This window comes from Proteus sp. fly-1013, assembly GCF_040140245.1.
GTDB lineage: Bacteria > Pseudomonadota > Gammaproteobacteria > Enterobacterales > Enterobacteriaceae > Proteus > Proteus mirabilis_B.
In genome coordinates this window covers 138,447-155,025 of the sequence record NZ_JBEEWD010000005.1, presented here as the reverse complement: position 1 = coordinate 155,025, position 16,579 = coordinate 138,447, and the positions used below count along the sequence as shown (strand labels likewise).

General features: G+C 37.4%; 11 protein-coding genes. All 11 read right to left on the bottom strand.

The annotated features are described in order from the left end of the window. Positions 1 to 6 precede the first annotated feature (6 nt). The 11 genes from ABN236_RS11260 to tssK all read right to left on the bottom strand — a co-directional run bounded on the left by ABN236_RS11260 (position 7) and on the right by tssK (position 16,579). A complete protein-coding gene (locus tag ABN236_RS11260) occupies positions 7 to 2,157 on the bottom strand; it encodes a T6SS effector phospholipase Tle3 domain-containing protein (RefSeq protein WP_349473997.1) in 2,151 nt (716 codons plus the stop codon). Between the two features lie 11 nt (positions 2,158 to 2,168). After that, positions 2,169 to 2,906: a T6SS immunity protein Tli3 family protein gene (locus tag ABN236_RS11255; protein WP_349473996.1), complete on the bottom strand. Its 738-nt coding sequence runs from the start codon at positions 2,904 to 2,906 to the stop codon at positions 2,169 to 2,171. A gap of 53 nt (positions 2,907 to 2,959) precedes the next feature. Further along, entirely contained in the window at positions 2,960 to 5,143 is a 2,184-nt protein-coding gene (locus tag ABN236_RS11250) for a T6SS effector phospholipase Tle3 domain-containing protein (protein ID WP_349473995.1), read from the bottom strand. A 49-nt stretch (positions 5,144 to 5,192) separates the two neighbouring features. Next, complete coding sequence (locus tag ABN236_RS11245; RefSeq protein WP_349473994.1) at positions 5,193 to 5,963, bottom strand: T6SS immunity protein Tli3 family protein; 771 nt, start codon at positions 5,961 to 5,963, stop codon at positions 5,193 to 5,195. Between the two features lie 159 nt (positions 5,964 to 6,122). Next, positions 6,123 to 6,890 carry a T6SS immunity protein Tli3 family protein gene (locus ABN236_RS11240; RefSeq protein WP_349473993.1) on the bottom strand — a complete coding sequence of 256 codons (768 nt, stop codon included), beginning with the start codon at positions 6,888 to 6,890 and terminating at the stop codon, positions 6,123 to 6,125. Continuing rightward, positions 6,890 to 9,418 (bottom strand): type VI secretion system Vgr family protein, encoded by a 2,529-nt coding sequence (locus ABN236_RS11235; protein WP_349473992.1) that lies wholly within the window; start codon positions 9,416 to 9,418, stop codon positions 6,890 to 6,892. Before ABN236_RS11235 ends, ABN236_RS11240 begins: the two co-directional genes overlap by 1 nt. Then, the gene (gene tssH / locus ABN236_RS11230) at positions 9,415 to 12,126 is read right to left on the bottom strand and encodes a type VI secretion system ATPase TssH (RefSeq protein WP_349473991.1); all 2,712 of its coding nucleotides are present in this window, start codon (positions 12,124 to 12,126) and stop codon (positions 9,415 to 9,417) included. Before tssH ends, ABN236_RS11235 begins: the two co-directional genes overlap by 4 nt. 218 nt (positions 12,127 to 12,344) lie before the next feature. Then, the gene (locus tag ABN236_RS11225) at positions 12,345 to 12,836 is read right to left on the bottom strand and encodes an Hcp family type VI secretion system effector (protein ID WP_023583757.1); all 492 of its coding nucleotides are present in this window, start codon (positions 12,834 to 12,836) and stop codon (positions 12,345 to 12,347) included. A 22-nt stretch (positions 12,837 to 12,858) separates the two neighbouring features. Then, positions 12,859 to 14,577, bottom strand: coding sequence for an OmpA family protein (locus ABN236_RS11220; RefSeq protein ID WP_349473990.1), 1,719 nt, complete (start codon positions 14,575 to 14,577; stop codon positions 12,859 to 12,861). Further along, positions 14,577 to 15,245: a type VI secretion system protein TssL, short form gene (tssL, locus tag ABN236_RS11215; protein WP_088494858.1), complete on the bottom strand. Its 669-nt coding sequence runs from the start codon at positions 15,243 to 15,245 to the stop codon at positions 14,577 to 14,579. The genes ABN236_RS11220 and tssL overlap by 1 nt, the downstream gene beginning before the upstream one ends. Further along, a complete protein-coding gene (gene tssK / locus ABN236_RS11210) occupies positions 15,242 to 16,579 on the bottom strand; it encodes a type VI secretion system baseplate subunit TssK (RefSeq protein ID WP_088494859.1) in 1,338 nt (445 codons plus the stop codon). The genes tssL and tssK overlap by 4 nt, the downstream gene beginning before the upstream one ends.

Here is a 16,579-nt window from a genome sequence, read left to right as displayed (position 1 = left end):
AAATTATTAAATTTTTGATAAATCGGGATTGGATATTTCTTCTGGTATATCAGGAAGATCTAATTTTCCGGTTTTCACATATTCATCACCACCATTACTCAACCAGTCTGCTTGGCGACGTAATTCAGCCATCATTTCAGGATTATTAGCTTGAGAACAATGCCCAATAGGTAAATCGAAGGCTAAGATTCGATGTAGTAAATGAACATTTAGAGGTAAAGTACCGTGATCATTAGGGCGGCAAATATAATCTCTTATACGTATTCTCATTTCATCCATGGTTTCATATCTTTTTGATACATTTTTCTCATTGGGTGTAGCTAGAGGGTCTTTCCTTAATTTATTTTTTTCTTTATCGGTTAATTCAACTAAGATCCGATTCTCATAAGAGTATAAATATTTTAGATAATAATATTCTCTAGTAACAGGTTCATATTGGTTATTTTTATATATAACACCTCCAAATTTTTTAGGAGGCTCATCACTATCTAAAAAACCAACATCGAAATTTTTTTGCTCATAATCCTTTATAGGATTAGGAACTTCGGGTGCATTAATATTTAGAAACATATTTTTTTCAGGTTCAGGCCATACAAAACTATCTATTATGGCTGTTTTATTATCCCAAAATGGATAGCCATCTCTAAACTTTCCATTTTTATCTGTAAATACAGTAAAGGTACCATTTTGAGGGTCGGGTTTTTCTCCGCAAGGTGTATTGCGTGCTAACATGCGAACAAATAGAGTTTTACAAGAGGAGAATATAGGATGTGGCTGTGTTTGACCATGTTGTGTAATATTAGGAATAGCACTCCAACCAATTGATCCTAATGGAGATGAGCCCATGACTCTATCATGAGGATTACAATAAATATAAGTATTTCCATGATTATCTCGTTCTTGAACTGTGCCAGCATTCTCTATTTTTATACTATTAATCTTTTTTGATGGTGTTTCTACGTTTATTTTTCTACTTATCTCTGTATTAAAAGGTGTCCAATTTTTTTTCTGTTCAGTTAATCCAACAATTAAATTATTTTTATTGTTTTTGAGTTTGTTTTTATTTTCTGCAATTTTATCAATGATCTTTTTTAACGTTGCTATTCTTGTATCCCTATCAATGTTTTCACTTAAAGGATAAGAAAATGTATTTAATGTTTTATCTTCTATGGCATAAGGTGAGTTTAATACAAATAGTGCATCTGGAGCTTCAATTGCGCAAGCCGCTAGTGCAATCATTGTACCTTGGCTATGAGAAACTACAGTGACGGTGTCATCTTTATTGTTCTTTCTTATTTGTGCTATTAATTTGGCTAGCCGTCCTGCTGCATGAGCAAAATATTGTCGAGATGGCGAAGAAGTAAGTAAAGTATCTGTTTCAGGGTTAAATGCTTGAACATTAACTGGTATAGGAAATGGAGCAGGAAAAGGAATTGTTGCCCATAGCTTAGGCCAGCTACTAAAGCCATACTCACTCCATAAGCTTTTAAGGTGATTACAACCATTTTGGAATGGACCACCTTCCCATAAAAATGGACCTTTATCTTTTAATTTTTCATAAATAAATATTTTACGTTTTTTAAATGAGAGTGATTGGTACTCTTCAGCAATACGATATTTTTCTTTATCTTCTAATGTCCATTTATTTTGGTCGGCAGAGCTATATTCTGGATTAACTATTGCGTGTTTTAATTGATGGTAACTTTCGCCCGCTATATTTTTTAAAGGTATTTTATAGTCATCCCATTTATCATCATCTGAGCGATATCCCCAATGGAATCGAATAATTGGGGAATTACCTATTTTTTTTAAAATTCGAATAGGCTCTTCATAAGTATAATGGCTATCGTCAAGGTTATTTTTATCTAATACAAAAGTAGGTTGATAATACGTATTAGCTGTTAGTTTATAAGGTGTATTGGTTAAGTTTAATCTTTCATTTAATCCATTACATATATTTTCTTCCGCAGTGGAATACCATTCTCCTTCTGAATGAACACCATGAACAAGAATAATGATACTAGGTAAATTAGGTTTTACATGTATTTCACCACCAATATTTGTTGCATTAGTACAGGATTGCCAATAGTAAGAACCATCAAGACACATTTTCTCTTTTAACCAACGGGTAGTCTCTTTATTATCACTATTATTCATAAAATCTTCCTTTATTTTGATATAGGATAAATAGCTGGATCACTACAATCAAAACGAGTTTGTCCGGAGGGTGTTTTGAGCCCTTTAGGCGGATTTTTTTCTTCTCCCCAATTATCATGAACATAATTTAATTTAGTCGATGAAAAATAAAATACACGCCACCAAGGGGAATCAAGTTCATCCATTTGTTGTCTATAAGAAGACTTACCTAAATAGAAGCCATCTGATGTGACAATAATATCAAAATTAGCAGAGTAATATTCAGGATCATAAGTCGTAATACCAAAGCCGGCATTTGTAGGAGCAAATTTTTTTCCTCCATTTAATGTGACTAAAATAACATTGATGCATCCATATTTTGTTCCCACGCATTGACTATATCGGCTACTCAGTACGGAAGGAAAAGCGAAAGCATCATCTCTATCAGTTGACCAAATTAATCGACCTTTATAGCGGCAAGCTGACGAATCCAGAATTTTTTGATGAATACCTTTTTGTGTATTGTTGTAGTAAGTCATTCCTCCTCGTTTCTGGTTATATTGTTCTAGTGTAAAAAAACGATATTCATCAATACGATAAATAATACTGGGTGGTGCCAGATTTTTGGCTTCTTCAAGAATTGAATGTAGATGAATTAAATCATCTTCTAGCATTTTTATAGTGGCTTTTTCTTTTAATGATAAACAGCCAGAAAGTAAGGTAGTGCTAATAATAAAAATAAATGGTAATTTAAATAAATTAATTAACATGGTTTATCCTTATTAATTATTAGCTTATTTCAGGTTTTTAATTTAAGTGGAAATTATTTTTTATTTAAAGGATTTTTTATAATATCGGGCATCTCGAAAGGAGTTAATTCTCCACTTACCATATAATCATCTAAACCACTCTGCCAATCAGCAAACTTTCTTAATTTATTCATTTTTTCTGGAGATTTGCCTATTTCGCAATAACCAATCGGTAAATCATAAGCGACAACGCGCTTTAAAAAATTTTCATCTTTAGGTAATGAACTATGGTCAGTGCCTCGTTGTATATAAGTACGAAACCGGTCACGACTCTCTTTCAGTGTTTCGAACCGATGAGTATCATTTTTTTCACTTGCATGAAGATTAGGATCATCGCCACGTGCGTTTTTCTCTTCATCAGTTAAAGATACTTGGATCCGATCATAATCATAAAAATCAATTAAATAATAATAGTCAGAATCAATAGGTTGATTTTTTTTCGGATGAACTTGACCAAACCCATAGCCATATAATCCTTTATTTTCGCTTGCAGTTTTAAAATCAGTAATACCATTTGTATAAGTTTCATCAAATTCTAGCATTTCATTGCTTTGGATGGGGTTAGGCACTTCGGGACCATTAATATAAATTTTGGTATTCTTATCGGGTTTGGGCCATGCCAAATAATGCTTAGGCTCAGTATTATTTTCCCAAAAAGAAGTTCCATCACAATATCGGCTTTTGTGATCACAAAAAATAGTACTTTTATTGGCATCTGTCGGTGAATTTGGAGGGCCTCCACAAGGCATATTTCTACCTAATATACGGACATATAATGTACATTCTTCTTGGCTAGTAAAAAATGGTGAGAAAGAATATTGTTTTGTTTCGCAATTAAATATATTAGGAATACCATTCCAGCCAATACTACGAAGGGGACCCGCTCCCATCACACGATCATGAGGATTACAATAAATATAGGTTCTTCCATGGTTATCTCTTTCTTGAATAAAATTATTTTCAGTTAATTTAAGTGAGCAGTCTTGTGAGGTCGCATTGTTATCATTTACTTTTCGAATTTTATCTTTAGGTGACCAACTTTTTCCCTCCTCATTTAGCCCCACAACAAGACCTTTATATCCACAGGGATGATTTTTAAGCTTATCTTTATTTTCAGCGACCTTATTAATAATGGCCTGAAGGGTAGCTTCTCGTTGTTCAGCACTAATTTGTTCACTAAGAGGATAAGAGACAGCATTTAAGCTGTAATCATGTAAAGCATAAGGAGAATTTAACACAAAAAGTGCATCTGGTGCTTCAATGGCAGCAGCGGCTAAGGCAATCATGGTGCCTTGGCTATGGGAAATCACACTGATAGTATCGTGAGGATTATACTCTCGGATCATTGCGATCAATTTCGACAGTCTTTCCACGGCATGAGCATAGTAATTGCGTGGAGGACTGTCTGTTAATAATCGATCTGATTCAGGATTAAACCATTGTAAATCAATAAAAGCTGCTACACTTCCAGAGAAACCGTATTTGCTCCATAAGCTGAATAACTGATTAGTCCCATTTTGAAAAGGGCCACCATTCCAATAGAAAGGACCATATCTTTGAGATAATTTTTGAGAAATAAATAAACTTTTTTCTTTAGCGCTAGTTAGTGGAAAGTATGGGTCATAATGATCTGTTTTGGGTACAGATAAGGCAGAGTATTCTTGATAACTTGCTTTAATAAAATCCTCTTCTTCTGAATTTTTATCATCATCTGGTTTTGTTATAATATTTTTTTTTAATCGAAGGTGACTATCTCCTTTTTTATTTTTTAATGGAATATTGTATTTTCCTATTTCATTATCATTAGCACGGTATCCCCAATAAAAACGAATAATGGGGGAGTTATGTAATTTTTTTATTTCGTGTGAGTTATGCTGAATATTATAGCGACTATTTTCAATATTGTTTTTATTAGCTTTAAATTCATTTTTATAATATTCATTAGGTATTAATTTAAATTCCTCAGGGAGATTTAATCGTTTATTGAGTCCTTCACATAAATATTCTTCGGCATCCTCATACCATTCCCCTTCAGAGTTAACTCCATGAACAAAAATAATAATACCGGGTAAATGAGGTTTAACATGAATTTCTCCACCGATATCAGAAGCATGAGTGCTTGATTTCCATTCTTGGGTACCATCAAGGCATTCTTTGGGTTTTAACCACCGGGTCGTTTTTGTATTATCTTGGTTCATCACGTTTATCTTTTAAATAGAATAGAGAAGGGTGAGTATTAAAATAAATTTATTTTACTAACTGATAATCCACGCCATAGTCACCTAACTTTGACATCGGGGAAATAGAGGGATCACTGCAATCAAATTGAGTTTGTCCTGAAGGAGTTTTTATTTCTGGATTGGGCGCTTCTTTAACAAATGATTTCCACGTTTTATTTTCTACTTCTTCAAAAGTAGGATAAGGTTCTTTTTCCCAATATAAATTGGTTAAAGGGTCTTCTTGTGGAGAATTACTATAACTTCTGCCTATATAATAATGGGTATCAGTGACTACAAGGGTAAATTTTCTTGCTTCATTAACGGGATTAAGTGTTTTACTACCCATTGGTGCAACAAGTGGAACAAACTTTCCTTTGAAATAGAGTAAAATCGAGCTTTGGCAGGCATCTCGACGTCCTGCACAGCCTTCCCAATTACTATCCACAGCAGGAAAAGCAATATAGTCATCCTGTGTAGCCGCCCAAATTAGTCGTCCACGAAAGTTACATGCCGAACCGTTATACACTTTAAAGTGAGCTTGAGTTTGTGTGTTGTTATAAAACGTATAGCCTTCGCGTTTTTCATTAAATTCTTCGAGGGTAAAAAATCGATGGTCGTCAATACGATAAATAACCACTGGAGGCTTAAATGTTTTTCGTAACTCTTCTAATTGACGTTGCTGTTCAATCTTATCTTGTTCCGCTTTAATTGCGGCTTTTTCTTTTAATGATAAACAGCCAGAAAGTAAGGTGGTGCTAATAATAACAATAAAAGGTAATTTTAATAATTTAACGAACATGGCTTATCCTTATTAATCATTATGCTGTTTTTATTTTACCATTATTTTTGTGTGGGTTAGTTAAGGTACTTTTTGTTTTTTAACAAATGGAGGGTGTTTTTTGGGCACATTTTTACCTTTTGTTTTTTCAATGAATAATAAGAATATAAAAAAGAAACTCTATTTTTTAATTCTATAATCTCGCCCATAGTCACCTAACTTTGACATTGGGGAAATAGAGGGATCACTGCAATCAAATTGAGTTTGTCCTGAAGGAGTTTTCATTTCTAGATTGGGAGCTTCTAATGTATGGGGTTTCGATGTATTATTTTCCACTTCTTCGAGTGTTGGGTAAGGGTACTTATCCCAGGATAAGTTACTTAATGATTCTTTCTGAGGAGAAGAACTGTAGCTTTTTCCAATATAAAAATGGGTATCTGTCACCACAAGGGTAAATTTTCTCATTTCATTAACGGGATTAAGTGTTTTATTACCCACCGGAGTAATTAGTGGAACCAGCTCACCTCTATAATAGCGTAAAATCGAGCTTTGGCAGGCATCTCGACGTCCTGCGCAGCCTTCCCAATTACTATCCACAGCAGGAAAAGCAATATAGTCATCCTGTGTAGCCGCCCAAATTAGTCGTCCACGAAAGTTACATGCCGAACCGTTATACACTTTAAAGTGAGCTTGAGTTTGTGTGTTGTTATAAAACGTATAGCCTTCGCGTTTTTCATTAAATTCTTCGAGGGTAAAAAAGCGATGGTCATCAATACGGTAAATAACCACCGGGGATTTAAATGTTTTTCGTAATTCCTCTAATTGGCGCTGTTGTTCAATTTTATCTTGTTCCGCTTTAATCGCGGCTTTTTCTTTTAATGATAAACAGCCAGAAAGAGTCGATGTAGACAAGAGTAAAATAAAAAAATAGGATAACTTGTATCGCATTATTCATTTTCTCCATAAGGTAATAATTTAATTAGAATATCGTTTATTGCATTAGAATTTATACGAGTTGTTTTACCTTCGGAGTCAGAAATGCCTTTTATAATTTCGCCACTAGGTAATGTAATTTGATAACGCTGATTAGCAATCGGTTCTCCCGAAAGAGGGTTTTTAATAACGAACCATTCACTAAATTCTTCTGGTGAAAAAGATTTCATGGCACTTTCTACACTTTGTGGACCTAATTTTTGAATGCCATTATTTTTAATTAATAACTTTCCAGGTCCTCCAATTTCCACATCACCATCTTTAATTCGTATATATCCACCACCACAAGATAAGAGTAGTTCCTCTTGAGCTGATAACACCATTTTTTTACCACTACTTATTATTGAATCTTGTGTAGACCATGTTGATAGCCGACCATCTTGTGCTTGAATTTCAATGTCACCAGTTTTGGTGAAAATTTTTGCTCCCATTCTGGAAAAGAAACTCATCATTTCGCCAGCTGCTAACGTGAATTTTTTAAATGCACCAATATCAACTTGTTGGTTTGCTGTTAGAGTGAGATTTTCTTCAGCCGATAGTTGTAAATTATCGCCACTGGTTAGTGCTATTCCGTCAGGGGCAGTGGCTAAGAGCACTGATTTTTTTAATTGGATTAATTTTTTCTCTAGGCTTTCTTGCTGTTGCCGGATATTAGAAGCGAGAGCACTAGCATGTTCTGCACTTTTGGTTAAGGTTTGCATTTCTATTAATGCAGCAGTGAGTTGTGACTGAGCCTCCTCCATTGCCAGCACTTCACCACCTGCTTTGGCTTGATTATCTGCACTAATAAACAATCCTTTACCTGCTCTTATTGCTCCCCAACTATCAGTGCGTAACTCAAAACCTTCACCACGTTTATCACGATTGGCATCGACAATATGACCTAAATTTAATTGAGATTTACCCCCATATTCGGTACTGAGTTTAATATGCTCTTCACCGCGTTTATCTTCCATTCGCAGCTTATTATTTGCAGGAGTACGAATAACATTACGTGTATTGTTTCTATCCGTTACATGATCGGGATGACGCGAATCATGCAATGCATGGGCGATATAAGGTCGGTCTGGGTCGCCCTCATGAAAGGCGATAGCGACTTCAGTACCTTGAATTAACGGAAAATGCATCCCATAGGTATCACCTGCATAAGGTTTTGCCAAACGTACTGGCATACTTTCATAACCCATGGGTTTTTCATCACGGTCAGCATCAAATTTTACCCAATAAAAACCGTGTTCATTTTGGTGGGCGTAAATATCGTTATCTTTTGCACTAGTAATACGCGCAGTCAGTGTGCCTGTAATAATTGGACGAGGTTTAACAACTGGACGCCAGCACAGTGTTTCACTGTAAGGAATGGCATTAAACCGTACTTGTAGTGCTTTTTCTCGACCACCACTAAAGCGTAGGCGAGTGATTAAAATCGGTGATTGAAACACAGACGGTAATGATGAAGGTATTGCGTTATCAGTGATAGAAAGCACTTGAAGCGGTGATAAAAAGTCGGCATTACTTTCGCCTTTTAAGCGAGTTTGTCGAGTAAGAAAACGTTCATGATCGAGTCTTGCCCAAAAGTTAGCAGTTTCTGCTTCAGGTGTGAGTTTATCGCCACGAGTAAGATGTCTTGCTTGGTAATGATAAACTTCACCATAGTGGATTTCATCACCTTCACCACGTGTCATATCAGCAACCGCAGATAATAATGTGTCTTGCGCTTGTCGATGGTTATAGTCTTTTGTTAATACATTTTGTTCGACCACTTGATGGTGTAATGATAATCCCCACACACTTTCTTGGTGGTTATCGCTCATACCGGAAGGGCTATTGAGTGGTAATGTTTTATCAAAGATATAAGCACTTTGGCGATCGGCAAAATGGATAACTTCAGTTTGTGTTTGGTCTTGCAAATAGAATGAGTAAAAAATACCGACTTCACTTAATAGTCGTTCTATAAATTGACGATCACTTTCATTGTATTGATTAATTTGCTCGCGTTTGGGATATTCATTTTTAAGTGTAAATTCAAACTCCCAATCTTTAAAATTATGCTCACGTAAAATTTGGCTTACAACATCAGGCACAGATTGATTGAGGAAAAATCGATGAGAGCGGATTTGATGACGTAATAATGCAAAGACAGGCTCAATAACAAGTTGATAACGCGCTTCATCCACAGATCCAGATAAACGCCGAAATTGTGTGATAACACCATGAACTTGTTTGGTGAGGGGCTCTTGTGTTGCCAAATCGGTAATACTGTTAATTGGCGGTGTAAAAGATAAGGTTGCACTACGACGCAAGAGTTGTTGTGGCTGTAAATCTTGAGCTTGGCAAGTAAAGGTAATTTGATAATGGTAGGTATCACTTATTGCTTCGCGTCCTGTGAAGTGTTCTACATCAAATAAAACATCACATCCTTGTACATTAAGATGATAGCGATTTTGTCCAATCAGTGTATTTTTTACGAGATCAATTATGCTCATTCTTCAATCCCCTGTTGTTTATCTAATACCTGTTTTTTTGTTGGCAACTCATCACTAAAACTCAATGTAATACCTTCTTCTTCATTAAAACCTAAAATGACATATTGTGATTTTTCAGCATTGGCTTGGCGTAGAAGAAGTTGCTGGCTAAGAATAGGGAGAATTTGTTGATTAAGCAGGCTATCGATATTTCTCGCACCTGTATCTGGTAATAAACAGGCATCTACAATGGTGTCGTAGAGAGTTTCTTCGACAATACCTGTTAATCGATAGTGAGTGTAAAGTCGCTTGATCACATTTTTTAATTTCATCTCAACAATAATGCGTAGTGCCGTTGCATCAAGAGGACGGTAAATTAATGTTTGGAAACGAGCCAGTAGTGCGGGTTGAAAATGGTCACGTAAAATAGGGCGCAGTGTCTCTTGTAAATCGCTATCTGTACTTAATGGTGACTCTTCCAGTTGTTGCATTAAATAATCACTGCCTAAATTTGCGGTCATTAAAATAACGGTATTACGAAAATCAATTTCACGACCTTCACCATCACGCATAAAGCCTCTATCAAATACTTGATAGAAAAGATTGAGAACATCGCGATGTGCTTTTTCAACTTCATCTAATAACACAATGCTATAAGGGCGTTTTCTTACTGCTTCGGTTAATACACCACCTTGACCGTATCCAACATAACCTGGAGGTGAGCCTTTTAATTGGCTGACTGTATGTGCTTCTTGATATTCAGACATATTGATAGTGATTAGGGATTTTTGACCGCCAAACAGACATTCTGCCAGCGCAATGGCTGATTCTGTTTTACCTACACCACTTGGACCCACTAATAAAAATACGCCTTGAGGGCCGTTTTCAGACACTAATCCTGTTCTAGATGCACGCAGACGTTGTGCTAAAGCGAGTAAAGCACTGTCTTGTCCAACAACGTATTTTGATAAGTTACTTTCTAGCTCTAACAAGCCGATTTGTTCATCTTTAAGAAGGCTTGAAAGTGGAACACCTGTCCAATCAGCAATAACCGTTGCCACTGTGCGAATGTCTACATCAGGGTTTAAAAGTGGTGCTTCTTGTTGTAATTGTGAGAGTTGTTGCTGTAGCTGTGCTGATGTTGCGGTATTTTCGGGATCTTGTCTGCTTTCAATTAGCTGATAGATAATCTCTTTTTCTTGCTCAAAACGCTGTTCTAAGGCTTCAAGTTGAAGTGCTAATTGGGCATCTTGAGAAGATAAATCAGATAACTTGGTTTGATTGGTTAAATTACCAATAGTGATGTCATCAAGTATCGCTTTTTGTTCTAGTTCAAGCGCATAGCGCTTGGCTTTAATGCGAGTAAGTTCTTCAGGTAAGGTATCTAAACTCATTCGAATACGCGCACTGGCAGTATCAAGTAAATCCACCGCTTTATCAGGAAGTTGGCGACCCGTTAAATAACGACGAGATAAGGTGACGGCTGCTTTTACTGCATCATCAGTGATGTGTACACCATGATATTTGGCATAACGAGATTTTAATCCTCGTAACATTAAAAAGGCTTTTTCATCATCAGGCTCGTCAACTTTAACGATTTGAAAACGACGTTCTAATGCAGCATCACGTTCAAAATATTGTTTGTATTCTGACCAAGTAGTTGCCGCGATAGTTCGTAATTCACCACGAGCCAATGCGGGTTTTAATAAGTTAGCGGCATCGGCACCACCGGCTTGATTACCTGCACCAATAATTGTATGCGCTTCATCGATAAAAAGTAGAATTGGTGTGGGTGATTGTTGAACGGCATCGATAACGTTTTTTAAACGCTGTTCAAATTCACCTTTTACTCCCGCCCCCGCTTGTAATAGACCTAAATCCAGAGTGCGTAATGAGGTAGTTTGTAAACCGATAGGAACATTTTTTTCAGCAATACGTAATGCTAATCCTTCAACAAGTGCGGTTTTACCTACACCAGGCTCTCCAACAAGAATAGGGTTATTTTTACGACGACGAGAGAGAATATCGACCATTTGACGAATTTCGTCATCTCGACCAAATACAGGATCAATTTCACCCAGCCGTGCTTTTTCTGTCACATCAAGAGTGAATTTATTTAATACTACTTGTAATGCATCACTAAGAGTGTGGCCAATAATGGCGTTATCTGTCGTTGAGGATGGAGTATTGGTTTCATTATGTTGAGTAAGAGGGGCTTCAGGTAAATGATTGTGTGAAGCTAACTGTTGAATTTCTGGTCTTTCATCAGATTGGGCATCAAGTAGAGGTCTTAATCGTTGTAGTTGTGTCTCACCTAATGTCATTAAAGGCCAAAGTGCATCAAGTGGAACTAATGCTGGTTGTTTAGTCATCGTATGCAATAAGTGCACACTGCGGATTTGTTCGATATCTTCATCAAGAGAAGCAATGACCCATGCATTTTTAATTAATTCTAATAAGGGTTTGGATAATTGAGGTCGGCTACGTACAGAGCGGGGCAATTTATCAATCGCATCAAGTAAGCTTTGCCAAAGTGCAGATAAATCCCATTCGTAGCGACGTGCTAATACAGTGATATCACTTTCACCAAGTTCTAGAATTTTTAATAGCCAGTGTTCAATAGTTACTTCTGCGTGGGCACGGGTTTGGCATAATGAGGCAGCCGCTTCTAGCGCTTTTGCACAATAAGGATTTAACCGACGCAATAGCATGACAGATTGATTTTCCATGTTCTCTCCCAGTAATGAAGTCCCTATTGAGGGAATTTAGGTACGCTACCGCCCTTAGCCGTAGACCGAGGCTCATAAGGTCGTATTCGTTGTGCTTTAAATAGTGGTCTTGCTATACCTTGAACTATTTAGAGTATTTATTTGTTAAATTTTGAGTTATAACGCTTTACAATAATTGGTAGTTAAAACAGGCGGTTAACCGCCTGTTTGTTTCGGTTTTACGCAGTAGCGCGTTCATTCCATGAGTCTGAATGAATGATATTTCCGTCTTTGTAAGTCCAAGTGATTTTTTCGTAACGCAATTCAACTTCTTCAAGGTGATTGTGTTTTTCTTTAGTAGGATCTTTGATGTTGTGCATCTTAGGAGCCACTTTGACTACCTTGACGTTTTCAAGTGTAGTGTTGAAATATTCAACTTCTTGGCCTGCATCATCGATGCGATACCACTTAAACTCTGCTTTTTTCAATGTCTGCCCAGTTGTAACCGCCTTGTATAAATACGGGCTGGATGCATCAATTTCTTTTACGAAGATAAATGGAGTATGGATACGTGTACCGGTTAATTTGCCAGTATTGTTATCTGTTGGAATGTACAAGTTGTGATCTTGAGCGACGACTTCGATACTGCCTTCACGATCTTGAACATTAACAGAACCTTTGATGTCCGCATTACCGTCATCTTTTAACCAGAGGTATACAGGAATAGCCATAATTACATCTCCTTTCTAAGGTTTAGTTGCCACCATCCTTCAGTGGCGTAAGGTCATCAGCTAATACCTGACAAGCATCGGCTTGAGGTATCAGGCGAATTTCAACTCGACGATTACGAGCCCGACCATCGAGTGTTGAGTTGTCTGCAACAGGCTGATGCTGACCATATCCTTGCACTGCAAAGCAAGATGGTGCGATATCACTGGTTTTGATCATCCAATCACGCACGGCTTCAGCTCGTTTAAGAGAAAGTTTTTGGTTTAAATCAGGATTACCGGTGTTGTCGGTGTACCCTGAAATGACAATTAACCAACCTGGTTTGGCTTTTATATTGATAAGTGCATCAACAAGTACTTTGGTGGCCTCATTTTTTAATTCGTATTGACCAGATGCGAAGAGGGCAAGGCTATCTAACGTCACCATTTCAGGAACTTCTTGCACAATGATAGGAGCTGGTGGTAGTGGTGGAGCCCATGAACTAAGCAAGGTGTGCAAATAAGGTAAGATGTTATTGCCTTGATATAACGCTAAAGAGTAGCGAGCAGGAATACCTTCTCGTTGCCAATGAGAGAGAAACGTTGCATCTGAAAGTAACTGTTGATAAGCCACTTTTTTAGGTTCTAGATTCTCATCAGTAATACTTTTAAAGTGCTTGATATCATGACTGTTATCGTAAATTAATTGCTTGTTATGATGGTAGCTACCAGAGAGAGCACCAATAAGAAATAACCCGCAAATTACGCCAACAATACCAAAGGTAGTTTCTATTTTTAGTAAATTGACATCGTGAGAGAGTTTATTAATCACAATGTCCGGTAGTGGTAATTCGTCGCTGTTATTTGATGTTTGGGCAATAGTCGGAGATAACGTAGTTTTGTGGTGAATAAATTGAGCCCAGCTGTTATCTGAAATAGTAGGTACGGTCGTAAATTGCATTGTCCAAGCAACAGGAATAAGGCTTGGAGCACCAGATTGAGCAACAGTAAGCAAAGGAATAAATTCACTTTTTAACCAAGCAAGTAATTGATCAAGCCAAAGTGCCATAGTGAGCTGGTTTTCGGTTTGTTCAGTATTTTGTGATAACCATGTTGAAACCGGTTGTGTTGCTAGATTGTCAGAGATAACCAGTAACTCTGGTTGGTCACTTAAATAGGTTATCCACGGTGTAGTATCATCAAAATGTGAATTGAGGTAATTAACAGGGGAATTAAGATAAAGCGTCACCCAAAAAGGTAATGTTTTACCTGCTTTTTTATTGCTTTCATGAATAGCGCGACGCCAATTAAGTGTTTCTTGAGTCACTTCTTCTTGTTGTAATTGTTGTTCAGGTAATAAGGCGTATAACAGTGACAATTGGCGTAATTGTAAGGGAGCAATATCAACAATATGTTGAGTGATGTTGATCAAATCGATAGGAGAAGAGGCACAAATATACCAACCTTTAGCTGTCTCTCGATAGGTTTGATTTTCATGAAAAAGAGCTTGTGATTGACCACAAACAATAATAACTGCACCTTGATAGTTATCAGGAGGAAGCTGGCTTATAAGCGCATCTTTAAGGTAAGGAGCACTTTTTTGTTGACGGAAAAACCAAACACATAAAGTCAGTGTGACGATACAAATAAATGCCGTCAGAAAAAAGGAGATTTCTTTACCAAAAGACCAAAATCCCCAAAGTAACCACAATAATAAGCTTGCTGAAAACAATGTAATACATTGTTTTATCCTGTTTTTTTGCATCACTTTCCTTGAATTACCCATTGTTGAAGTAAATTTTCTAATGACACAGAAAAGCCCCACCACAGCATTGCAATTACCACAATTCCCCCAAACCAACCTAGCCAATAAATATGGCGCCGATTCATTCGATGCTTGGGTTTCATCACTAAAGGTAAATCACTTGATAGTGCATAGGCGGGAAGTTGAGTATTAAGTAACTCAATAATTTGTTCTCGTTCGGGCGCATTGGTTTGGCGATATTTACCAACAAAACCCAGAGTGATCACACGGTGAAAACAGATAAGTACATCATTGTTGGGTGCGGGTTCATTTAATAGATCACGTAACCTATCCCACAGTTTGTCGCCAGCTTCTAACGTATTGAAATACTTAGCTTGTAATGGAGATTGTATCCACTGTAAGTAACCATCATCGCGCTCAGTTCGGTTCATCACGCTTTCATCAATTAAAGCGCACTGTGCATAAAGCATGTTTTCAATGGCGGATTGGGAATAGCCTTTTTCTACGAGCTGTTGGCGTGTTTTATCAATATGTTCACAGACGCGCCGATAGAACGCTTTACCATCAGTAATTTCGGCACCTTGGCGTAGCTGACATACCATTAACCAAGTATCAGCAAAAAGCATATCAATCATGTTATTTTTAGCTGTTCTTGTATTCGTTATCATGAGCGAAGCACCGCAAAAAGTTCGAGTTGAATTTCACCTAATGTTCCCGGTACATAAAAGGCACAGTGACCTGATCCCAACATGGCTTGACCTGCTGGGTTATTAAGCTCAAGGGCAAAATAGTGATTTTCTAAACGCAGTGGGATAGCGGCAGGAACGTGCGTTAAAGGTTGTAATGGAATACCGTTAAGTGCCACGTTAACGACACTGGCAACATCGTCATTACTACCTGCTTTACAAAGCAATGGAAATTGAGTGATCAATAAATGAGCTGGCAACGCAGAACGCACTGAAAGATAGAAGTCAGCGTCTTCGCGTAGACGAGGATCATGCAATTCACCACGCCAGAAAGGTCCTTCTTTATCAAGGGCAATACTAATTACACGTGAAGGTAAACTCGCTTCTAATAGGGTATTAAGTAAGCTAAATAAAGGTGGAAAAACCTGTTCAGGGAATGAGTGTTGATAAAGAGGAATATCACCATTTTCATGATCGAGTGAAAATGTTAGTAGCGCACCCGCTAAACGTACTAATTCACGATAAAGAAGTTCAGGGTGGCGCCCCATTGATGATAGTAATTCGCTTAATACTGGTTCAGCGCTATTAATCGCATTTAGTAGCCAAAAAAGCGAGACATCAGCAACCGCAAAATCTGCCATTTGCTCATTATTTTCGCGACGCATAGTCATTAGGCGACGGCGCTTTGCGACTAAGCGATGCATGAATTCTGAAAACAACATGGTTAATTCAGGGCTTGCACTACAACTTAATAATGGGGGAATAAAATGCTTATCTATTTCCCATGCACCTTGTGCATTGCGAATTAATCGAGCAACAGGGCAAGTCATATATGCGCTATTTTCTTCATGGGCATAACGCAAAGTAATACTATGTCGTAATACAGCGATGTCTGTTTGTTCTTGCCCAATCAAATCTTGGACTTTCATCCACTCTTGATAGAACTGCTGTGGTCTATCAGAGCGCCCCTCTTGCATAAGATTACCACCATTGGCTTGCAATAAAGGTAAGGCAAGAACGATATCAAGCGTTTGATGTTGAGAGTAATGGCTGAGTTCATTGACTGGCGGTAAATTGTCAGCCAGCGTTGTATCAATGAGGGTGCCATCAGGAAAACGAACGATGAGTTTTTGTGCGCTAAGGCGTGAAATAGTTAAAGCACTTTCATCAAATTCAGCACAAATCACGCCCCATGTTGATGCAATCGTCATATTGGCGATGGTGCTAATGAGATAGCTATCCCATCTTGCTTGTTGTTGAAATTGCTGAGGAGCCAAAAAGGCCCCATCACTCCAGAGGGGGCGGTATATTTTCAT